Raw genomic sequence first — 20,715 nt, 5'->3', positions numbered from 1 at the left:
AGATACGCGCCAGTTCAATCGACCCGTGGATCGCCGGCCTCGCGATACTGCTGCAGTTTGTAGCGCAGGGTCCTCTCGCTCATACCCAGACGTTCCGCCGCCAGCTTGCGCACACCATTGACGGCCGCCAGCGTCTCCAGAATATGCTGTTTTTCCAGCTCGCGCATGTCGGCAGGTTTGGCGACCGTTTCCGGTAGCGCGGACGCAGCGGCGGCAACACTTGCCTTCCCCACCGGCAAATACAGGTGTTCGACGGCAATTTCGTCCCCCGGGGCCAGAATCAGGGCCCGCTGAACGACATTGTCCAGCTCGCGGATGTTGCCATCCCACGAATGCGCCTGCAAAGCGGCAGAAGCGGCAATCGAGAGGGCCGGCACACGGCGAAGCTGCACAGCAGCATGACGGGCGAACATGCTCTTGGCCAGCGGCAGAATATCGTCGGGCCGCTCACGCAGCGCCGGCAAATGCAGCGGAAACACGTTGAGCCGGTAATACAGGTCTTCGCGGAAACGACCACCGGCAACTTCGGCTTGCGGATCACGATTCGACGTTGCAAGCACCCGAATGTCCACCGGCACCGGCCTGACACCCCCGACCCGTTCGACCTCCCGCTCCTGCAAAACACGCAGCAACTTGGCCTGCAGCGACAGCGGCATTTCGGTGATTTCGTCCAGCAACAGCGTTCCGCCATTGGCTTGTTCGAACTTGCCGACATGCTGCACCGCAGCACCGGTAAACGCGCCTTTTTCATGACCGAACAACGTCGACTCGAGCAGCTGCTCGGGAATGGCTGCGCAATTGATGGCAACGAACGGCCTCGCGGCACGCGCACTTCGGCTGTGGAGGAAACGTGCCAGCACTTCCTTGCCGGTACCCGACTCGCCGGTAATCAATACCGATGCATCCGCCCTGGCGACCCGTTCCGCGACATCAAAAATCCGCCGGACAGCCGGGTCCTCGGCGATCACTTCGCCATCCTCGCTCCCCGGGAGCAAGTACTTCGCCACCTCCTGCAGCAACAGGTCCGGCTCGAACGGTTTGGGCAGATAATGGCAAGCGCCGGCATGCAGCGCTGCAACGGCACGATCAACAACCCCGTAGGCGGTCATCAGCATCACAGGCAGCCACGCGTAGCGCGCCTTCACTTCACGCAGCAACGCTTCGCCATCCATCGGCTGCATCTGCACATCCGACAACACCAGACCGACCCGCTGCCCGCTGGCCAGAAGCGTCAACGCTTCGCTGCCATCGCGTGCGCTCAGGACAGCGTGCCCGCCAAGCATCAGCGTGTCACACAAGGCCTCGCGCAACGCGTCGTCGTCCTCGACAACCAGGACCGGTAAAGCCACGACTCGATTCTCCTTGGGCTAGTTGGGACGGAGCAGCGCGACGCGTGCCAGCAGACGCTCCGGAATCCGTGACAACGGCAACACTTCGTCGACACCACCGAGTGCAATTGCCTCCTTGGGCATGCCGAACACGGTTGCGCTGGCTTCATCCTGCGCAAAATTGTACGCGCCAGCATCGCGCATGGCGCGCATGCCTGTTCCCCCGTCCTTGCCCATGCCGGTCAGCATGACGCCGATCGCCCTCGCCCCCACCAGCTCCGCCACCGAACGGAACAGCACCTCTACCGATGGTCGGTGGCGGTTGACCGGTTCGTCCTGCGACAAAGCGCAACTGAGTCTTCCTCCCAGACGGGCAAGCTGCAGGTGAGAGTGCCCCGGTGCCAGGTAGGCGCAGCCGGGTTCAAGCACATCGCCATGCCGCGCTTCGCGGACGTTCAGCACACACAAACCGTCGAGGCGCCGCGCGAACGATTCGGTAAACATCGCCGGCATGTGCTGAACGATCACGATCGGCGGCAGGGAAGCCGGCAGCGGCACCAGAAGCGCCTTGAGCGCTTCGGTACCACCGGTCGAGGCACCAACGGCAATTACCCGACCGTCGATCGTGGCCGGCCGCGTGATACCTAGCGAAGAAACTGTCTGCATCGAAAGAAATCTGAGGTAACCGCCAAGCGGTCAGGACAATTCGCCACGCGGAGTCGGAGGCGCATCAAGCAGATAATACGCGACCACGTCGTTGCCGGTATCACCGAACACCAGCACACTGGCGAGCGCACGCACCAAAGCGAGACCAGTCCCCTGGCCGGACTCACCGGGCGGAGCCGCATGGCCACGCCAATCAAAACCGGCACCACTGTCACGGACATGGATCTTCAGCATGTGCTGATTATGACAGCGCAACCCAGCCAGCTCGATTTCGATGCGCCCCGACGCAAGCCGCGACAGGCCATCCTTCCTCGCAGACAGGTAAAGCTCGCGCCCACCCGGCCGCTGTTTCAGATCCGTGTCGAGCTTCAACAGACCGTGATCGAGCGCATTGGAAAACAGCTCGGTCAGGATCAGAAAAACGTCGGACTGGTGCGGCATCAGTACTTCGATCTCATTCACGAACGACATCATGAACGGCACGGTGTTGAGATACCTGAGTTCGGCCGCGCCCAATTGCAGACCGTACTGCCACGACGGTTCCGCACTCACAAACAGCTCACCCAGTTCGGCAGCGGTCAACTGGCGCGCTTGCGCTTTGCCCCCTCCCCGCAAGCGACTGCCAAAATGCCCCATCACCAACGAAATATCGTCATGATGCGCGGTTTGTTGCAAATGCTCGTCCAGCCCAGTCTGAATCCCGGTCAGGCGTCGCGACGCGGGTAGCTGCAAAATTCGCTGCAACTTGAGCAAACCAAACGGCTGACCGTCACGATTGCGTGCCTCGATCAGTCCGTCCGAAAACGCCACGACCGTACCAGGGGCATCGAAATAAAAACGCTCGGTCGACGTATCGACATCATGCGTTTCGGTGATGCCCAACGGCAGATGGCGGGATGCCCAGCGGTGACGTACGACTCCACTATCGCCGACAATCAGCACCGTCGGCATTCCGCCGTTCCACACCTCGATACAGCCATTAGCTTCATCGATTGCAATCAGCACCACGGCGACAAAGCGGCCGACGGGCAGCACCTGGCGCACCTTCTTGCTCATTTCAATCAGGATATCCGGTACGGTGTAACCCTTCTCGGTCATGCTGTAGAAGGGTTGTGTCAGCGGCAGCACATTCAGTGCCGCAGTGAGCCCGTGACCGATGCCGTCGGCAAGCATCAGATGCAGGACTTGGCCCGGTGTCCGCGCCGCGGCAATCATGTCTCCCGAAAGGCTCTCGGCCGGCGACAGCCAATACTCGAGCTGAGCATCGGAAAGACGCTCGGCGTTGACCATCTGCTCCATCAGATGCTGGACGACCCGCTTCTCTTCCTCTGCGCGCGCATAATAGTCGGCCAGTTTGGCCGACTGTTCACGCACCTTGCGATTGAGTGCCAGCGTGCGCTGAAAGGCCTTGAGTTTGGCCTCCAGCACACGAAGGTTGACCGGCTTGTTGATGTAATCATCGGCCCCCAGTTCGATGGCCTCGGCCAGTCGGCTTTCCTCGCCGATCCCGGTGACGAAAACGATGGGCACCCAAGTTTCACCTGCCTCCGCCTTGATCGTCGCCGCCGCCTCTGCCCCGGAAACGACCGGCATCATCATATCCATCAACACCAGATCCGGCTGGCATTCACGCCAGAGACGGATCGCCTCGCCGCCATCGCGGGCCGGAATGGCCACATGCCCCAAGGCCTCGACGAAGCGGGAAATCAGCAGCAATACCGCCTCGGTATCGTCGACGACGAGAATGCGCACGAATGACTCAGCGGATCGTGAAAATCTTGCCGAAACAGGCGATCTCCAGCACCTGCTTGACCGTATCGCGGCAGTTCACCAGCGCCAGACTTTTGTTGACCGCACCGATTTTTTCCTTCAGCAGCAACAACATGCCCAGAGCCGAGCTGTCCAGATAATTGACGTTCTGAAAATCGACGAGCACTTCCTTGACCACGGGATCGGCAATCAGCGTCTCGCAGACCTGGCGAAACTCGCGATGGGCGCTGAAATCAAACTGCCCAGAAAGCACAACCCGTCCCACATCCCCTTCAATCTGCACGGTAGGCGACATTTTCCCCATCCAACCTTTTCTAGAAGACCCACATACAGCACATCAGATCAAGATCATGCCCATCAGGCATGTCTGTCGTGCCGACATCAAACATTAGAGACGTCATTCAGAACTGGCAACCGAACAACAAATTCCGTGCCTTCCCCCAACACCGAACTCACCGAAATGGAGCCACCGAAACGCTCAATCAGACTGTGCACGATCGCCAGACCGAGTCCGGTTCCCTCCTTGCGGGTCGTGAAGAACGGTTCGAACAGTCGCTCCACGGACTCGGGCGGAACCCCGCACCCCTGATCTTTTACAGCTATTGTAGCGAAACCGGAAGCACAGCAAGAAGAAAGCTCTATGCAAGACTCAGAACCGCTCGCCTGCATCGCATTCTCAAGCAAATTCAGCACCAGTCCAACCAGCGCTTTTCGATCCGCCAGCACTTTAACCGCCTGCCCCGAGGGAGAGAAAACAAGACGCAGCTGCTTTGCCTCGAGTTGCGGCTCAATGGTGTGAACGGCCTCGAGCAGGCAGTCATCAAGCGGTATCGGTTCCATATCGAGGGTGTTGCCGCGGACAAAATGCAGCATGTCCTGGGTCAGCGCCTCAAGGTGACGCAAACGATCAACGGTTTTGCCGGCAAAGCGGCAACGATCTACATCGCCAAGCTGGGGACGCGCCAGATGTCCGGCATACAGCAAGGCCGTCGCCAGCGGTGTCCGCAACTGATGCGCCAGTCCGGCAGCCATCTCGCCCATTGCCGCAAGGCGCTTGTGCTGCGCCAGCGACTGCTCCAGCGCCCATGTTTCGGTCAGGTCCTGTACAAGCAGGATGCGGCATGCCTCCTCGGGCACATTGCTGCCGACAAGCCGCAGGCGCGACACGCCGCGTACATGAGAATACAGCCAGCAATCGGCCTCGCCCGGCTGCAGATGCTCGGTACTGAAGGACGACCAGTCCATGCCTTCCGCCAGTGGCGCCAGCAAACTGCGCGCGGCAGCATTCAGCATCGTTACCTTACCCGTCGCGTCGAGCTCGACCACGCCGCCGGGCAGGCGTTCCATCAGGATGGCAAGGCGGCGCGACAACGCAGCCTTTTCGTCGAGTTCGCGCCGCAACTGACCGTTGGCGATTTCCAGTTGGCCGGTGAGGGTCAGCACCTGCTGCTGTAGTTCGGCGTAAGCATTGCTCAATTGTTGCGATGCTTCGGTGAACAGCGAGAAGGCTGCTTCGAGCTCGTGCGGATCTATGTTGTTTCCGGGTGCAGCCACGTCACCAATCCTTGTTGCGCATGCGTTTTTACATTATAAATGGGCTGGAAAGCCGCACCCTGCCTCGTTTATCAGCAAACCCTAAGGTTTTGGAACATCCTGCCGATATACTGGTTCGAGACCCGCAGTGGTTATATGGCCGTTCGTCCGACACCAGGACAAATACTTACATCCAGCGGCAGAAATATCAGGTAATCAGGAGCCCCGCCCGTGTCCGACCTTCTGAAGAAAATCGACGCAAGAACCAAACTTGCCGGCACGAACAAGCTGGAAATCCTGCTGTTCACGCTGGGCGTCGACGCCCGCACCGGCCGTCGCGAAAACTTCGGCATCAACGTCTTCAAGGTGCGCGAAGTCATGCGCACCCCCGAAATCACCCAGGCGCCCGACATGCCGCCGTCGGTCGAAGGCATGGTCAGCCTGCGCGGTGCGCTCGTCCCGGTCATCGATCTTGCCAAGTATGCCGGGATCAAAACCGGCAGCAAACCGGAGATCATGATCGTCTCCGAGTACAACGGCCAGACGCAGGGCTTTCTGGTCGAAGCGGTCGACACCATCCTGCGACTGGACTGGTCACTGATGCGCGTTCCGCCCGACATGCTCACGGTGCAGATGGGCGGTCTGGTCACCGCAGTGACCGAACTCGATAACGGCAAGCTCGTCATGATGCTCGACGTTGAAAAAGTGCTGGCCGAGACCACGCAGACCGATCAGGCGATCGATGTCGGTGCCGTGGTCCGCCACCAGAAGTTCGGCGACATGATGGTGTTCTTTGCTGACGACTCGGTCGTGGCCCGCAAGCAGATCGAGATGACGCTCGATGCGATGGGGGTTCGCCACCAGCAATCGATCAACGGCAAACGCGCCTGGGACGAACTTCAGCGCATCGCCAAATCGGCCGAAATCCGCGGCATTCACGTGCGTGAGATGCTGCAGCTGATCCTGACCGACGTGGAAATGCCCGAAATGGACGGCTACATGCTGACGCGGATGATCAAGAGCGATCCTCGCTTCGCCGGCATTCCGATCCTGATGCACTCGTCGCTGTCGGGCAACTCCAACCAGAAGCTCGGCCAGTCGGTCGGCGTCGACGGCTACGTGCCCAAGTTCGAGCCGCACAAACTGTCCGAACTCGTAGCCCAACACCTTCTGAACGCCTGAGGCGTGACTTTCGAACGGAGCCTGCCGTGAGCCTCACTCCCATGAATCTGCTTGACGATGTCGATGCCCGCACCAAACTTGCCGGCTCGAACAAGATGGAAATCCTGCTGTTCTCGCTCGGAACGCGCGAGACCTTCGGGATCAACGTGTTCAAGGTTCGCGAAGTCTCGCAGACACCGAAGATCACCAAGACTCCGAACATGCCGTTCGGCGTCGAAGGGGTGATCTCCCTGCGCGGCAACATCATCCCGGTGATCTCGCTGTCGAAGTTCGTTGCAACCCAGGAGCGGCCGACCGGCGAAGCCAATGCGACGATGATCGTCACCGAGTTTTCCAAGCACACCCAGGCCTTCCTCGTGCACGAGGTCGACCGCATCATCCGTGTCGACTGGGACAAGGTCCGCGCACCGGAAAACATGCTCGCCGGCAATCAGGCGTTGATCACCGCAATCACCGAACTGCCCGATGGCAAGCTGGTGTCGGTGCTCGACGTCGAACAGATTCTCGCCAGCGTCATCGGCGAACCGCCGATTCCCGAGCTGCAGCAGGTCGGTCTCGAACACGACCAGTTCCTGTTCTTCGTCGACGACTCGGTCGTTGCCCGACGCGAAATCGTCGGCGTGCTCGACAAGATCAACGTCAAGTACCACCAGGCCAACAACGGCAAGGAAGCGTGGGACAAGCTCAGTGCACTGGCCGGCCGTGCCGGACACGACGGCGAACCGCTGTCGCAGAAGCTGCGCCTGATCCTCGTCGATGCCGAGATGCCGGAAATGGATGGTTACGTGCTGACCAAGCACATCAAATCGGATCGTCGCTTCGATGGCATTCCGGTGGTCATGCATTCCTCGCTATCATCCAATGCCAATCGCGCCATGGGCGCGAGCGTAGGCGTCGATGCCTACGTCGCTAAATTCGACCCGATCGTGCTGGCCGACACGCTGGCGCCGTTGCTGACGGCCTGACCGCCGCAGCCGGCCTGCACCCCTGAGTGAGTACACGCTATATGTCCGATAACAACCTGCGCTTTCTCGTGGTGGATGACTTTTCCACCATGCGTCGCATCGTCCGCAACCTGTTGAAGGAACTCGGCTTCGGCAATGTTGAAGAAGCCGAAGACGGCCAGATTGCGCTGCAGAAGCTCAAGAACGCCCCGTACGATTTCATCGTCACCGACTGGAACATGCCGAACATGACCGGCATCGAGCTGCTCAAGGCAGTACGCACCGACCCGCAGCTCAAGCACCTGCCGGTGCTGATGGTGACGGCCGAGGCCAAGAAGGAAAACATCATCGAAGCCGCCACCGCGGGCGCCTCGGGCTATATCGTCAAGCCGTTCACCGCGGCGACCCTCGACGAAAAGCTCAAGAAAATTTTTGCCAATCTGAACAAGTAAGTCGCCCAGGCGCCTTCCGAGTACACGCATTCAGGAGTCCGACGTGAGCGACCTTGCCAACAACAACGCAGACAACGCCGATCTGGAGGCACTGTTCGACAGCATTGCCCAGTCGACCTGGGACAGCACGCCAGCACAGGCCGTTGTGGCCGAAGCGGCTGCGCCAACGGCGGCTTCGACCGACGAGCTTCAGGCCGAGCCGGCCAAGGCAATGTTCTCGCACATCGGCCAGTTGACCCGCAAACTGCACGACACGCTGCGCGAACTCGGCCTCGACAAGTCGCTGGAAAAAGCCGCGTCGCAGATTCCGAACGCCCGTGATCGCCTGTCCTACATCGCGACGATGACCGAGCAGGCCGCCGACCGGACGCTGAATGCGCTGGATGCAGCCAAGCCGCTGCAGGACCGCATTGCCGGGGACGCCCGCACGCTTGGCGGTGAATGGGATCAGTTGCTGGCCAACAAGCTGTCGGTCGACGAATTCAAGTCGCTGGTCCAGCGCACCCGTGCCCACCTGGCGCAGACGAATGCCGACTCCGAGCGCGTCAGCAGCCAGATGCTCGAAATCATGATGGCGCAAGACTTCCAGGACCTCACCGGCCAGGTCATCAAGAAGGTGCTCGACATGGCCAAGGACATGGAAGCCCAGTTGCTCGACTTCCTGGTGATGTTCTCGCAACAGCAGGCCAAGCACGAAGAAAGCGGCCTGCTCAACGGTCCGGTCATCAACAGTGATGGCCGAACCGACGTCGTCACCAATCAACAGCAAGTCGACGACCTGCTCGAAAGCCTCGGCTTCTGATCGTCACCGCATTTTTCGGGAGAGCCCAAATGAATGATTTCGCCGGCATGGATGACCTGCTGCAGGACTTCATCACCGAATCCACCGAGCTGATTTCCGAGGTCGACAACAAGCTGGTCGAACTGGAAAAGCGCCCGGATGATCGCCATCTGCTGAACGACATTTTCCGCGGCTTCCACACCATCAAGGGTGGCGCAGGCTTCCTCAACGTCGACGCGATGGTCAGTCTGTGCCACCGCACCGAGAACCTGTTCGACAAGTTGCGCAATGGCGAAATGACCCTGTCGCCCGAATACCTCGACGTCATCCTTGCCGCCACCGGCGAAGTGCGCGAGATGTTCGGCGCGCTGGCGCAAGGCCGGATGCCGCAACCGGTCGAGCCCGAACTGCTCGAAACGCTGGACGCCGTGCTGCGTGGCGAAATTCCCGGTGCTGCCAAGTCCGCCGCACCGGTCGCGACGCCGGCAGCCAGCGCGCCTGTTGCTGCGCCGGTTGGTAACGAACCCGACTGGCAGCATCTGTATGACGCATTGCTCGGCAACGAACCGACTGCGGCAGCTCCCGTCCCCCAGGTCGCCATGGCGATCGCCGAACCCGAAGTCATGCTCAACGAAACCGCACCGCGCCTGCCGGCCAAATCCGCCAACCTCAGCGCAGCCGCCGGCACGCAGGAAACCACGATCCGTATCGACACCCATCGCCTGGATCAGGTGCTGAATCTGTCGGGCGAAATCGGTTTGACCAAGAACCGGCTGACGACGCTGCGAAGCGACGTCGTGTCCGGCAAGATCGACGGTTCGACACTGAAGGCACTGGACGAAGCGATCAGCCAGCTCGACCTGCTGGTCGGCGACCTGCAGAACGCGGTGATGAAAACGCGGATGCAGCCGATCGGCCGCCAGTTCCAGAAGTACCCGCGCCTCGCGCGCGATCTGGCCCGCCAGCTCGGCAAGGAAGTCGAGCTGGTCATCAGCGGCGAAGAAACCGAACTCGACAAGACGATGCTCGAGGACCTCAACGACCCGCTGGTGCACCTTGTGCGCAACGCGGTCGATCACGGCGTCGAAACCATCGAGGACCGGCTGGCCGCAGGCAAGCCGGCCAAGGCCATCGTCCAGCTCAGCGCCACCCAGGTCGGCGATCACATCCTGATCGAGATCACCGACGACGGCCATGGCATGCGCCCGGACGTGATCCGCAAGAAGGCCGTCGACAAGGGGCTGATCGATGCCGAAACGGCCAACAGCCTCGACGACAAGCAGAGCCTGCAGCTGATCTTCCTGCCCGGCTTTTCGACCAAGGACCAGATTTCCAGCGTCTCCGGTCGCGGCGTCGGCATGGACGTGGTCAAAACCAACATCCAGAAGCTCAATGGCCGCATCGATATCCAGTCTGTCGTCGGCGAAGGCACGCGCTTCTCGATTTCGCTGCCACTGACGCTGGCGATCCTGCCGGTACTGGTGGTCCGAGTCTGCGATCAGGCCTTTGCCGTCCCGCTGGCGATGGTCCGCGAGATCATCCCGATCGACAACCGCTCGATCCAGGAAGTATCCGGCCGCGCCACCATCGTCGTCCGCGACGAGATCCTCCCGGTCAAATCGCTGGCCGGCCTGCTCGGCTGGCCGGAAACCCAAGTCCCGCGCTTCGGTGTCCTGATGCAGAGTGCCGAGCACTCGTTCATCCTTGCCGTCGACAGCTTCATCGGTCGCGACGACGTGGTGATCAAACCGCTGCAGAACATTCGCCCGCTCGGTGTCGCAGGCGCAACACTTTCCGGCGACGGTTCGGTGGTGCTGGTGCTCGACATGGAAGACCTGCTGGCAACGCCGGCAGCCGAGACCGCGGCACCAAGCGCTACCCGCTGGCTCGCCACAGCATGATGAGGCGTTAAAAGATCAGCAACGACTGATACAATGGCCGCCAACCCGCCCCGCACGTGGACACAACGATGACGCAAGATCACGCATTCATTGGCCGCCAACCGATTCTCAACCGGCAACAGCAGATCATCGGTTACGAACTGCTGTTCCGTTTGGACAAGGACGCGCAAAGCGCCGAATTCACCAGCGACATGCAGGCCAGCACCAATGTGCTGGTCAATACGCTGACCAATATGGGTACCGACTGGCTGGTGGGAGGCAAACTTGCCTTCATCAACGTGGCCGAGTCGATGCTCGAGAGCAATTTTCTCGAGCTCCTGCAGCCGCAGCGTGTCGTACTGGAAGTCGTCGAATCGACCCAGCCATCGCCGGCCTTGCTGCAGCGGCTGCAGAACCTGCGTGCGCAGGGTTTTGGCATTGCGCTCGACGACTTCGTGCTGACGCAGGAAAGCATGCATTTCCTCGAGCACGCCAACTACATCAAGCTCGACATCCAGATGCTCGGGATGCCGCAGGTACCGGCACTGTCGCAGGAACTGCGCAAGTTTCCGGCACTGCAGGTCGCCGAAAAGGTCGAAACCAAGGCCGAATTCAAGCAATGCCTCGAGATCGGTTTCGACTGCTTCCAGGGGTACTACTTCGCGCGCCCGGAAACCTTGTCGGCCAAGGTCATCCACCCGAGCTACGCCAACATCCTCAACCTGCTGAACATGTTGCGCAACAACGCGGAAATCCGCGATATCGAGAACGCGCTCAAGAGCGACGTTGCGCTGTCGTTCAAGCTGCTGCGCTACATCAATTCTGCCGGTTTCGGTCTGTCGTGCGAAATCCAGTCGTTCCGACACGCAGTGACCATTCTCGGCTACCAGAAGCTCTACCGCTGGCTGACGCTGCTGCTGGTGACCGCAGCGGCCGAAAGCGGCTCCCCGCCGGCCTTGCTGAAGACCGCGGTGACCCGTGGCCGGATGGTCGAATTGCTGGGTGCCCACTATCTGGACGGACAGGAAAAGGACAACCTGTTCATTGTCGGCATGTTCTCGCTGCTCGACGTCCTGCTCGACATGCCGATGGACCGCGTGCTGGAAACGCTGATCCTGCCGGAGAACATCTGCGATGCGCTGATCAACCGCAGCGGCATCTACGGTCCCTTCCTCGAGCTGGCCGAAGCATGCGAAGACCCAGACATGTCCGAGGTGCCGCGCCTGACCGAGCAGCTGCAAATCACCGCCGACGTGCTCAACCGCGCGCACATCAGTGCGCTCAGCTGGGTCGAAGAGCTGGATCTCTGAAGCTTCAAGCCTCCTCTCCTCAAACAAAAAGCCCGTCTTTCGACGGGCTTTTTGTTTTGGCGACGGGCGTTTACTTGTCGCCCAGCGAGTCGACACGCCAGCCCTGACCGCGGCTTTCGACCACGGCCTTGAACTCGGCCTTGCCGACACCCTCGACCAGCTTGGCAAAGTCCGGGTAGTTGGCCAGAACTTCGGCGTCGCCCTGCCACGATGCCGGCGACTCAATCTTGTAGGTGTAGCGGACTTCGTGACGACGGAAGTCGCTGCGCTCTTCGGTGGTCTTGTCATCGACGATCTTGTCGACTTCAAGCGTGCCGCTGCAGAAACCGGGGCCTGCCGGATCGGCCAGCCCCGTGTAGGCTTCGCGGCCGGCATCGGTCGGTTCGAACTCGACCTTGCCACCCTCGGCCGGCACGGCCTTGATCAGGCCGATCTTGACCAGCGTTGCCAGCTGCGCACCGTTGGGTTCGGTTTCCTTGGCAAAATCCTTGGCGACCGGCTCGGCGAAACGTACCGGCATCGGAATGCAGCTGCGCTCGGCCGTATGCAACTCGTTGTTCAGTGCACTGATGATTTCGGCCTGGTCGACCTTGACCGTCGCCTCGTCGGCGTCACCGCCCTTGCCGCACGCGCTCAGCCCTGCCGCCATCAACAACATCACGCCGGTCTGCTTCAGATAACGCATGGGATCTCCTTGTCGGTGCCGCCGTCACACTTCGCGACCAAAACGGCTTGTTACAAAATGTAAGAAGAATAATACCGAAAAATGCCCGGGCTGCGAATTGCGCTGGCGCAACTATTGCTTGCACTGCACAAGCACGCGCGATGAATGCAGGCAAGGCAGGTAGATCCGGCAACGAGCGATTGGTTCAAGCAATGCGGAGTGGTTTCGTCGATCTGTACCCAGCGCCGTCCTTTGGGTGCTAGCCAGTCAACGACAGTACGCTCAGGAGGCGGCGGTCATTGCACCCTGATGCGACAGGGCGGCAATCAGGTCCGACTGCGTCACCATGCCGACCAAACGGCCATCGGCATCCACGACAGGCAGTCGATGCAGGCCACGATCGGCCATCAGCGGCACCAGTTCGCTCACCGCCGTGGTTTGCCTGACCGTGACAGTGTTCCGGCTCATCAGCGCGTCGACGGTCAGTGCCGGATCGCGATGTTGCGGCAACGCCATGGCGGTATCCGCCTCGACATGCTTGAGAAAATCGACCAGCGCCAGAATGCCGGCAACCCGCCCGGTGCCCGGTTCGATCACCGGCAAGGCACCGATCCGGTGGCGCCGCAACAAGGCCCAGCCTTCGCTTGCCGGCGCTCCGGTCGGCACCGTGACGAGATCGCGCGACATCAGCTGGCCGCAGTCGATGTCGTGCCACTGCCGCGCATTGGCGTGCCGTTCCGCGCGCGCAACGATGTTGCCGAGCTCCTCGGCACTGACGTCGACCATTTCGCCGAGTTCGCGCATGGCTGCGGTCAGGTCATCTTCGCGCAGCCCGACGCGTGCCGTCGGCAGCGGATCGCGGGTACCGTGCGGATTGTCCTGAACCCTCGCCAGCGGATAGCGTCGGCCACGCACGCTGTTGTTGGCAATCAGCGCCACGGCCAGCAGGATCAGCGCGTTCACCAGTACCGGCATCCAGACGAAACCGAAACCGAGGTGCGTGACGGCATCCCCGCCGAGCACTGCCGTCAGCGCCGTTGCGCCCCCGGGCGGATGCAGACAGCGCGCGTACAGCATTGCCGCGATCGACAGCGCAACGGCAAGCGCGGCGACAAACTCGAGCGGCAGCCACGGACCGAGCCAGCGCAGGCTGGCAACCCCAATCAGTGCCGATAGCACCTGACCGCCGATCAGGGCCCAAGGCTGGCCGACCGGGCTGCTGGGCATGGCGAAAATGATGACCGATGCGGCGCCCATCGACGCCACCAGCCACGGCAACAACGCCGGCCCCAGCAGCAAGTGGGTCGCCAGACCGCAGATCAATATCGCCAGCAATGCAAAACCGACCGCCCGCCAGCGCTCGAGATGACCGACAGTCGGTGGGGGCGGAACAAAACGGGACAGACGGCGTGGCCAGCGGGCCGGATCAAGCAAGGTTTTCATGCGTGGCGTTCTACGGTGAAGCGAATGGTTCACCAAAATGGTGCGGGAGACCGACTCTAGCACCGGTGGCTTAGCGGGTGAAGCTGATCCCGAATCGCAGGCTCTGGGTACTTTCGTCGTAGGTGCGCAGACTCTCGCCGTAGCCGCTCCAGTACTGCAGGTAGGCATACAGATCCAGTCCGGAAATCGTGCGCAGCGGATAGCTCAGGTCAAACTGCACACCGCCCTTCCCGCCTTTGCCCAGACGCGCCAGTGTCGCGAACATCAGCCCGTCGCTGCTGCCGGCTCGCAAGCGCCAGTCGACATAACCGCGATAATCGGCAATGTCCGGATTGTCGGACAGGCTGCCGAGGTAGCTGTACAGCATCGGCTGGAACACCAGATTCGTTCCCTGCGGATCGCCGAACACGAAGCTGGGCCGGATGAACAGCTGGTTGAGACTGCGCGAGGCGTCGCCGCCCTGACCGTTCGACTCGTGCCGGTAGCCGACCGCCACGTCGGTGCGGCTGACGCCAGGCAACGTCAGCACATTGGCCTGTTCGTAGTAAAACTCGGGCTGATAGCTGGTATCGAAGAACGGGCTCGAATCGTCACCGATATCCCAGAGCGACGTTTGCGTATAGGCGAAGCGCAGTCCTGCCAGCCAGGGATTGCGATGGACATACTCGTTCTCGGGATCGAAAAACTGGTACTTGAAGCTGAACTGGAAGCGCGCATCGTCGAGCGCGGAATCGACGATGAAGTACATCGGTTCGTAGGCGGAGAAGCGCTGCGGCTTGTAGTCGGCCAGGGTCGTGTTGCGGATTTCCCGGTCGGCGATGGCTTGCGGTGCCGATGCGGCCGGCGTGGTATCCGGCTCGGGCTGCGTTGGCGGCAAGGCCGCTACCGGCTGCACCGGCGCTTCGATGCGGTAGCGGACCAGCCTTGCCGACGCGGCCGGCACCTCCAGCGGCGTCGTGCTGTCGGTACTGCACTCCTTGCCGCCCGGGCAGATGAGTCGCGCCGGCGGCGTGAAGCGTTCCGCTTGCTCGCCGCGATTGACGAACAGCACGTCAACGTCGTTCCCGGCCGGTTGTTGGGGCAGGAAGACCGTCTCTGCCGCGATGGCTGCGGCAGGAACGGCGATCAGCAATGGTGACAGGTAGCGGATGATCATGCGGCGGATCCCGGTACGGCGCGCGTTTGGACGTCGTTCCCGGCGGCGGAACAAGGCCGGGCGATGCCTTCTGCATTCAGTATCTGCCACGACCGCAATGCAACGCGAGGGTAATGCATGCGTCGGGAATAAAAAAAGCGGACCGGGGTCCGCTTTTCGTTCAGCGCTTGCGCCGTTTGCCGCGTGCGTCCTTGAACCGGTCGTTGACCTTGTCCTCGTAGCGCTCGCGGAAAGCGAAATGGCTCTCGAGCCACATGACGTTGATGATGCCGAAAGCCAGCGCGGCGGCAAGGCCGAGTATCCAGGCGAAATACCACATCGTTCGGGCTCCTCTCAGTAGCTCGTATGCGTTTCTTTGCGGATCCGGTCAACCGTGACCGTACCGCGCATGACCCGGTAAACCCAGGTGGTGTAGATGGAAATGATCGGCAGGAACACGATGACCACGCCGAGCATGATGGCCAGCGTTTTCCGGCTCGATACCGAGTCCCAGACCGTCAGGCTGGAATTGATGTCGAGCGACGACGGCAGTACGAACGGGAACAGCGCCAGCCCGGCAGTCAGGATGATGCCGGTGATCGCCAGCCCGCTGGCGAGGAAAGCCGGCCACTGCCAGCGCAGATAGCCCGACAGCGCGGCCAGTAACGCCCCGGCAAGACCGGCGACCGGCGCCAGCCAGGCCAGCGGCCAAAGGCTGAAGTTGGCCAACCAGCCCCCCTCGCCGACCTGGACCGATTTCGACAAGGGCGTCACCACACCGTTGACATCACCGATCTCGGCAATGTGCAGTCCAGCCAGCTGCCTGACCCAGATGCCGCCCAGGGCAAACAGCAGCGCGGTAACCAGACCGAACGCAATGACGGCCGTTCGGGCACGACGCTGGACATCGGCATCGGTGCGCAGATGCAAGAAGGTCGCGCCGTGCAGCAACAGCATCGCCAGCGACACCACCCCGCAGAACAGCGAGAACGGGTTGAGCAGGGAGAAGAAGCCGGCGCCGTAGCTGACACGCATCGTATCGTCGAACCGGAACGACAGGCCGACGAACAGATTGCCGATCGCCACACCACACAGGATGGCCGGCACCAGCCCGCCCACGAACAGGCCCCAGTCCCAGGTGGTCCGCCAGCGCGGATCGGTCACCTTGCTGCGATAGTCGAAACCGACCGGCCGCAGGAACAGCGCGAACAGCAGCAGCATGAAGGCGATGTAGAACACCGAAAATGCCGCCGCATACACCAGCGGCCATGCGGCGAAGATCGCACCGCCGGCAGTGATCAGCCAGGTCTGGTTGCCTTCCCAGGTCGGACCGATCGCGTTGATCGCCACGCGGCGCTCCTCGTCGGTCTTGCCGACAAAGGGCAGGAGCGCAGCGGCGCCGAGGTCGAAGCCGCCGGTCAGGGCAAAGCCGATCAGCAGCACGGCGATCAGCGCCCACCAGACCAGTTTGAGTGTTTCGTAATCAATCATCATCAGTCCCTCATGCCTGTTGGGCTTGGGCTTCGCGGAAATAGCGGCCGGTGTGCAGGCTCGACGGGCCAAGGCGGATGTACTTGAGCATCAGGTACATTTCGACCGCGAACAGCAGCGAATAGATGCCCAGCAAGCCGATCAGGCTGAAGTGCAGCTGCCCGGCATCGAGCGCCGACGCCGAAAGGCGCGTCGGCAGGATGCCCGAGATCGTCCACGGCTGACGACCGTATTCGGCGACAAACCAGCCGCACTCGATCGCGATCCACGGCAGCGGAATCGACCAGACCGCCAGCTTCAGCAGCCAGCGCTGCGGTGCGAGATTGCGGCGTGCCAGGAAGTAGAACGAGGCCGCGAAAATGAACAGGAACCACATGCCGAGGCCGACCATCACCCGGAACGACCAGTACAGCGGCGCCACTTGCGGAATCGTGTCGTTGGCCGCGGCCTTGATCTGTGCTTCGGTCGCATCGATCACGTTCGGGGTGTACTTCTTCAGCAGCAGCCCGAAGCCAAGGTCCTTCTCGTGTTTGGCGAACTGCGCCTTGACGGCTTCGCTCTTGTCGCCGGCCTTCATCTTGCTCAGCGCGTCGTAGGCCTGCATGCCACTGCGGATGCGCACCTCGTGCTCGACCTTAAGGTCCTTGATGCCGGTGACCTCCTTGTCGAGCGAACGGGTCGCAATCAGACCCAGCACATACGGAATCTTCACCTCGTAGTGGTTGCGCTCGTTTTCCTGGTCCGGAATCGCGAACAGGTTGAACGCCGCCGGCGCCGGCTGGGTTTCCCATTCGGCTTCGATCGCGGCCATCTTCACTTTCTGTACTTCACCGGCGGTATAACCGGACTCGTCGCCCAGCACCGCAACCGACAGCGTCGAAGCCAGACCGAACCCGGCGGCGATCGCGAAAGAGCGCAAGGCAAAGCCCGTATCGCGCGCCTTCAGCAGATACCAGGCCGACACGCCGAGCACGAACATCGACGCCGCAACATAGCCTGCCGCCACGGTGTGGACAAACTTGACCTGTGCGACCGGGTTGAAGAACACCTCGCCGAGGCTGGCGAGCTCCATCCGCATCGTTTCCGGATTGAACACCGCACCGACCGGATTCTGCATCCAGCCATTGGCGATCAGGATCCACAGTGCCGACAGGTTCGAGCCGAGCGCGACCAGAAAGGTCACGAACAAGTGCTGTCCCTTGGACAGCCGGTCCCAGCCGAAGAAGAACAGCCCGACAAAGGTCGACTCGAGGAAAAACGCCATCAACCCTTCGATCGCCAGCGGCACGCCGAAAATGTCGCCGACATAGTGCGAGTAGTACGCCCAGTTGGTGCCGAACTGGAATTCCAGCGTGATCCCGGTGGTCACGCCCATGGCGAAATTGATGCCGAACAGCTTGCCCCAGAAACGGGTCATGTCCTTGTAGACCTGCTGCCCGGTCATCACGTACATGGACTCGCAGATCACCAGGATCCACGACAGGCCAAGCGTGAGCGGTACGAACAGAAAGTGGAACATCGCGGTCAGGCCGAACTGCAGCCGCGACAACTCCACCACATCAGCGGCGGGTAGCATTGTTATCTCCAGGGACGGTTGAGCGGTGATCGGCAGCTGCGGGCTGCCCCAGCAGCTGCTGGTTGATGGCCGTTTCGGGAACGGTCATTTTCTTGGCCAGTGGCGCGGAGAACCACAGCCGCCATGCGCCATAGAGCAGCAGGCACTTGATCAGCAGCATGATAGTAATTTCCGCCCACAACGGCAGACCGGTTCGGCGCCTCACTTGACCTCCTTGCCGCCGATACGGAGTCGTTCAGCCATCTCCAGCAGTTTGGTCACCCGCGCCCCCAGCTGCATGAGCTTTTGCAGGGTTTCCGGTGACAGGCGATGGACTTCGTCGAACCAGCCGGTGGTCATTTCGATCAGGTCGTGCATTTCCCGCATCCGCGCCTGCGCATGGCGCTCGGTGTCGTCCTGTGCCGGCTCGAGCAAGGCATCGCGCAACAACGACAGGGTCGGCTCGACCTCGCGTCGGCGCTTCTCTTCGGTCAGGGTGCGGAATATTTCCCAGACGTCTTTCGGCGTCTCGAAATATTCGCGCCGGTCGCCCGGTTGATGCAGCAAGCGCACCAGACGCCAGGCCTGCAGCTCTTTCAGCCCCATACTGACGTTGGAGCGCGAGAAGCCCAGCGCCTCGCCAATCTCGTCGGCATTGAGTGGCTCGGCAGAAAGGAACAACAAGGCATAGATCTGCCCGACGGTGCGATTCACACCCCAGCGGCTGCCCATTTCGCCGAAGTGCAGCACGAAACGCTCGGTGAGCGGAGACATCATTCCAGCAGTTCCTGTATTTTCAGTATTTCCTGAAATTATAAAACAAACTTGATCTCGGACAAATCCGGATTTCAGCAAAAAGCGCTGGCAAGCCCCGAAAAAAAAGCCCTCCGCATGGGAGGGCTTCGTACATCATTGCTGTGCAGGCTTATTTGCAGACGCCGAGGTCTTGCCACACGCCCCACTGCCCGGACTTGCTCGGATCGTCGCCAACCGTCCACCACTTGTTCTTGTAGTTGTGACCGAGGTAGCTGACGGTACTGCCCGGATTGGCATACGTCGTACCGGCAACCCAGGCTGCCGCGCAATTCGACGAAGGCGCCGGCGTCGGAACCGGGGTCGGAACCGGCGTCGGAACCGGCGTCGGAACCGGCGTCGGAACCGGCGTCGGAACCGGCGTCGGAACCGGCGTCGGAACCGGCGTCGGAACCGGCGTCGGAACCGGCGTCGGAACCGGCGTCGGAACCGGAGTCGGAACCGGAGTCGGAACCGGAGTCGGAACCGGAGTCGGAACCGGAGTCGGAACCGGCGTCGGCGTCGGCGTCGGCGTCGGTACGGTAGTACCGGCAACGTCGATTGCGTAGGTATACGACTTGCCGTCACGCGAATAGACGCGGTTGCTCGTCGCGTTCTGTTCCGGCACCACGGCACCACTGCTGTTGAGTACGCCGGCAACGATGTAACGCGATGCGCTGTTGATCGCCTTGGCCAGGTAGTACGGCCAGTTGGCGGCACGGAACATTTCCGCACCGGTCACGCTGTCCCAGCTCATCACGGCGCTGATCGACTCGAGGTCGCCGCCGTTGGCGTCGAACAGACGCAGCGTCACCTTGGTGTCCGAAGCCAGATCCTGCGAGGCGCGGATCTGCCCCAGTTCCTTGTAGGTCGACACGACGGCCGAGAAGCGGACGTCGGAGCACGAATAGAACGCTTCGGCGCTGTCCGAACGCTGCCAGGTGTTGTAGATGATGTGCGCGCCGGTCTTGTTCTTCGGCAGCGGGCAGGTCAGGTGATAGCGCTTGGTCGCATCCGGCGCGGTATTGCCCAGTTCGCAGAACTTCTCCAGATCGCTCCACTTCAGCGGCTGTGTCTGATCCCAGCCATCCTTGGTCACGTAGAACACCCAGTTTTTCGTGGCATGCGTCGCCGGGGCGTTGTAGATGAACTCGAAATTGCCATTGGCATCCGGCGCGATCGGCGAACTCACCCAGTCGGTACGGGCAAGATTCAAGCCGGCATAGTTCGACTTGCCGCCACCGCACAACTGGCCATCCGGAACAAATGCCTGATGGTTGCCGTTCGGCAACTGGTTCACGCCATTCCAGTCATACAGCATCTGCGGGCCCGAAATGGCAACGGCGGCCTGGCAGGCAGCCGATTGCGGGGCTTCGGGACCTTCCTTGAAGCAGTTCAGTACACGGCTGACTGGCACTTCCATCGAGCCATGTGCAAGCGCCAGATTGGGTACCAGCGAAAAAAACGGCAAAAACAACGCACTCCAGTACAGCTTCATCCTCGTCTCCTCCAGACTTGTTCTGGCAACAGGGCAAATCGGGCGATCAATAAGGCTGATCGACCCGGTTTGTGTGCCATCTTGATTAGCTTTCAAAATCATGAACTTAGACTTTGAAAGCGAGACAATCTAGCACTGAGCAGGAGAAGAGTTCAAAGCCGTACGGCACCGGCAAACGGCGACTGGTATGTTTTTGCAGCCGTCGATTCGCACCAAAGCAAAAACCCCCTGCAGCATGGCTGCAGGGGGTTTGCATGGGGAGTCTGGCGATGACCTACTTTCACACGGGAA

20 protein-coding genes are annotated in these 20,715 nt (G+C 61.2%); 6 read left to right on the top strand and 14 right to left on the bottom strand.

The annotated features are described in order from the left end of the window. Positions 1–14 precede the first annotated feature (14 nt). The 5 genes from IE097_RS03290 to IE097_RS03270 form a co-directional block, all read right to left on the bottom strand. Positions 15–1,349: a sigma-54-dependent transcriptional regulator gene (locus IE097_RS03290; RefSeq protein ID WP_189458727.1), complete on the bottom strand. Its 1,335-nt coding sequence runs from the start codon at positions 1,347–1,349 to the stop codon at positions 15–17. A gap of 18 nt (positions 1,350–1,367) precedes the next feature. Then, a complete protein-coding gene (locus IE097_RS03285) occupies positions 1,368–1,994 on the bottom strand; it encodes a chemotaxis protein CheB (protein WP_189458726.1) in 627 nt (208 codons plus the stop codon). Between the two features lie 30 nt (positions 1,995–2,024). Further along, on the bottom strand, positions 2,025–3,746 hold the full coding sequence (locus tag IE097_RS03280; protein WP_189458725.1) for a fused response regulator/phosphatase: 1,722 nt from the start codon (positions 3,744–3,746) through the stop codon (positions 2,025–2,027). A 7-nt stretch (positions 3,747–3,753) separates the two neighbouring features. Continuing rightward, positions 3,754–4,059, bottom strand: coding sequence for an STAS domain-containing protein (locus IE097_RS03275; protein ID WP_189458724.1), 306 nt, complete (start codon positions 4,057–4,059; stop codon positions 3,754–3,756). Between the two features lie 86 nt (positions 4,060–4,145). Continuing rightward, a complete protein-coding gene (locus IE097_RS03270) occupies positions 4,146–5,318 on the bottom strand; it encodes a sensor histidine kinase (RefSeq protein WP_189458723.1) in 1,173 nt (390 codons plus the stop codon). A 210-nt stretch (positions 5,319–5,528) separates the two neighbouring features. Here IE097_RS03270 and IE097_RS03265 point away from each other — a divergent pair, with 210 nt between their 5' ends. From IE097_RS03265 to IE097_RS03240, 6 genes are all read left to right on the top strand, one after another. Then, complete coding sequence (locus IE097_RS03265; protein ID WP_189458722.1) at positions 5,529–6,479, top strand: chemotaxis protein; 951 nt, start codon at positions 5,529–5,531, stop codon at positions 6,477–6,479. Positions 6,480–6,520: 41 nt separating this feature from the next. Then, positions 6,521–7,444, top strand: a complete 924-nt coding sequence (locus IE097_RS03260; RefSeq protein WP_189459179.1) for a chemotaxis protein — start codon at positions 6,521–6,523, stop codon at positions 7,442–7,444. A 41-nt stretch (positions 7,445–7,485) separates the two neighbouring features. Next, the gene (gene cheY / locus IE097_RS03255) at positions 7,486–7,875 is read left to right on the top strand and encodes a chemotaxis response regulator CheY (protein WP_189458721.1); all 390 of its coding nucleotides are present in this window, start codon (positions 7,486–7,488) and stop codon (positions 7,873–7,875) included. Positions 7,876–7,918: 43 nt separating this feature from the next. After that, on the top strand, positions 7,919–8,677 hold the full coding sequence (gene cheZ / locus IE097_RS03250; RefSeq protein WP_189458720.1) for a protein phosphatase CheZ: 759 nt from the start codon (positions 7,919–7,921) through the stop codon (positions 8,675–8,677). Between the two features lie 29 nt (positions 8,678–8,706). Beyond that, the gene (locus IE097_RS03245; protein WP_189458719.1) at positions 8,707–10,557 is read left to right on the top strand and encodes a chemotaxis protein CheA; all 1,851 of its coding nucleotides are present in this window, start codon (positions 8,707–8,709) and stop codon (positions 10,555–10,557) included. Between the two features lie 68 nt (positions 10,558–10,625). After that, positions 10,626–11,846 (top strand): EAL and HDOD domain-containing protein, encoded by a 1,221-nt coding sequence (locus IE097_RS03240; RefSeq protein WP_189458718.1) that lies wholly within the window; start codon positions 10,626–10,628, stop codon positions 11,844–11,846. A 70-nt stretch (positions 11,847–11,916) separates the two neighbouring features. On the opposite strand, the gene IE097_RS03235 is transcribed toward IE097_RS03240, so the two are convergent. The 9 genes from IE097_RS03235 to IE097_RS19465 form a co-directional block, all read right to left on the bottom strand. Next, positions 11,917–12,531 (bottom strand): SEN1982 family lipoprotein, encoded by a 615-nt coding sequence (locus tag IE097_RS03235; protein ID WP_189458717.1) that lies wholly within the window; start codon positions 12,529–12,531, stop codon positions 11,917–11,919. Between the two features lie 261 nt (positions 12,532–12,792). After that, a complete protein-coding gene (locus tag IE097_RS03230) occupies positions 12,793–13,953 on the bottom strand; it encodes an HPP family protein (RefSeq protein WP_189458716.1) in 1,161 nt (386 codons plus the stop codon). Positions 13,954–14,023: 70 nt separating this feature from the next. Next, positions 14,024–15,109 (bottom strand): phospholipase A, encoded by a 1,086-nt coding sequence (locus IE097_RS03225; protein WP_189458715.1) that lies wholly within the window; start codon positions 15,107–15,109, stop codon positions 14,024–14,026. 160 nt (positions 15,110–15,269) lie between these two features. After that, the gene (cydX, locus tag IE097_RS03220) at positions 15,270–15,428 is read right to left on the bottom strand and encodes a cytochrome bd-I oxidase subunit CydX (RefSeq protein WP_189458714.1); all 159 of its coding nucleotides are present in this window, start codon (positions 15,426–15,428) and stop codon (positions 15,270–15,272) included. A gap of 14 nt (positions 15,429–15,442) precedes the next feature. Further along, positions 15,443–16,582 (bottom strand): cytochrome d ubiquinol oxidase subunit II, encoded by a 1,140-nt coding sequence (gene cydB, locus IE097_RS03215; RefSeq protein ID WP_229797404.1) that lies wholly within the window; start codon positions 16,580–16,582, stop codon positions 15,443–15,445. 7 nt (positions 16,583–16,589) lie between these two features. After that, a complete protein-coding gene (locus IE097_RS03210; RefSeq protein ID WP_189458713.1) occupies positions 16,590–18,155 on the bottom strand; it encodes a cytochrome ubiquinol oxidase subunit I in 1,566 nt (521 codons plus the stop codon). Further along, positions 18,139–18,360: a cytochrome oxidase putative small subunit CydP gene (gene cydP / locus IE097_RS03205; RefSeq protein WP_505735615.1), complete on the bottom strand. Its 222-nt coding sequence runs from the start codon at positions 18,358–18,360 to the stop codon at positions 18,139–18,141. Before cydP ends, IE097_RS03210 begins: the two co-directional genes overlap by 17 nt. Continuing rightward, positions 18,357–18,911 carry a GbsR/MarR family transcriptional regulator gene (locus IE097_RS03200; RefSeq protein ID WP_229797403.1) on the bottom strand — a complete coding sequence of 185 codons (555 nt, stop codon included), beginning with the start codon at positions 18,909–18,911 and terminating at the stop codon, positions 18,357–18,359. Before IE097_RS03200 ends, cydP begins: the two co-directional genes overlap by 4 nt. A gap of 148 nt (positions 18,912–19,059) precedes the next feature. Beyond that, positions 19,060–20,424 (bottom strand): lytic polysaccharide monooxygenase, encoded by a 1,365-nt coding sequence (locus tag IE097_RS19465; protein WP_189458711.1) that lies wholly within the window; start codon positions 20,422–20,424, stop codon positions 19,060–19,062. Positions 20,425–20,715: the final 291 nt, after the last annotated feature.

This window comes from Jeongeupia chitinilytica, from assembly GCF_014652315.1.
In the GTDB taxonomy this organism is placed as follows: Bacteria; Pseudomonadota; Gammaproteobacteria; order Burkholderiales; family Chitinibacteraceae; genus Jeongeupia; species Jeongeupia chitinilytica.
This window is presented reverse-complemented; position numbering and strand designations above follow the sequence as displayed.

What these genes read in the sequence shown, in the direction of transcription:
- cydX (WP_189458714.1), bottom strand. Translation starts at nt 15,428, where the DNA reads ATGTGGTATTTCGCCTGGATACTCGGCCTTGCCGCCGCGCTGGCTTTC.
- IE097_RS03260 (WP_189459179.1), top strand. Translation starts at nt 6,521, where the DNA reads ATGAATCTGCTTGACGATGTCGATGCCCGCACCAAACTTGCCGGCTCG.
- IE097_RS03225 (WP_189458715.1), bottom strand. Translation starts at nt 15,109, where the DNA reads ATGATCATCCGCTACCTGTCACCATTGCTGATCGCCGTTCCTGCCGCA.
- IE097_RS19465 (WP_189458711.1), bottom strand. Translation starts at nt 20,424, where the DNA reads ATGAAGCTGTACTGGAGTGCGTTGTTTTTGCCGTTTTTTTCGCTGGTA.
- IE097_RS03240 (WP_189458718.1), top strand. Translation starts at nt 10,626, where the DNA reads ATGACGCAAGATCACGCATTCATTGGCCGCCAACCGATTCTCAACCGG.
- IE097_RS03235 (WP_189458717.1), bottom strand. Translation starts at nt 12,531, where the DNA reads ATGCGTTATCTGAAGCAGACCGGCGTGATGTTGTTGATGGCGGCAGGG.
- IE097_RS03230 (WP_189458716.1), bottom strand. Translation starts at nt 13,953, where the DNA reads ATGAAAACCTTGCTTGATCCGGCCCGCTGGCCACGCCGTCTGTCCCGT.
- cydB (WP_229797404.1), bottom strand. Translation starts at nt 16,582, where the DNA reads ATGATGATTGATTACGAAACACTCAAACTGGTCTGGTGGGCGCTGATC.
- IE097_RS03210 (WP_189458713.1), bottom strand. Translation starts at nt 18,155, where the DNA reads ATGCTACCCGCCGCTGATGTGGTGGAGTTGTCGCGGCTGCAGTTCGGC.
- cheY (WP_189458721.1), top strand. Translation starts at nt 7,486, where the DNA reads ATGTCCGATAACAACCTGCGCTTTCTCGTGGTGGATGACTTTTCCACC.
- IE097_RS03275 (WP_189458724.1), bottom strand. Translation starts at nt 4,059, where the DNA reads ATGTCGCCTACCGTGCAGATTGAAGGGGATGTGGGACGGGTTGTGCTT.
- IE097_RS03245 (WP_189458719.1), top strand. Translation starts at nt 8,707, where the DNA reads ATGAATGATTTCGCCGGCATGGATGACCTGCTGCAGGACTTCATCACC.
- IE097_RS03285 (WP_189458726.1), bottom strand. Translation starts at nt 1,994, where the DNA reads ATGCAGACAGTTTCTTCGCTAGGTATCACGCGGCCGGCCACGATCGAC.
- IE097_RS03200 (WP_229797403.1), bottom strand. Translation starts at nt 18,911, where the DNA reads ATGATGTCTCCGCTCACCGAGCGTTTCGTGCTGCACTTCGGCGAAATG.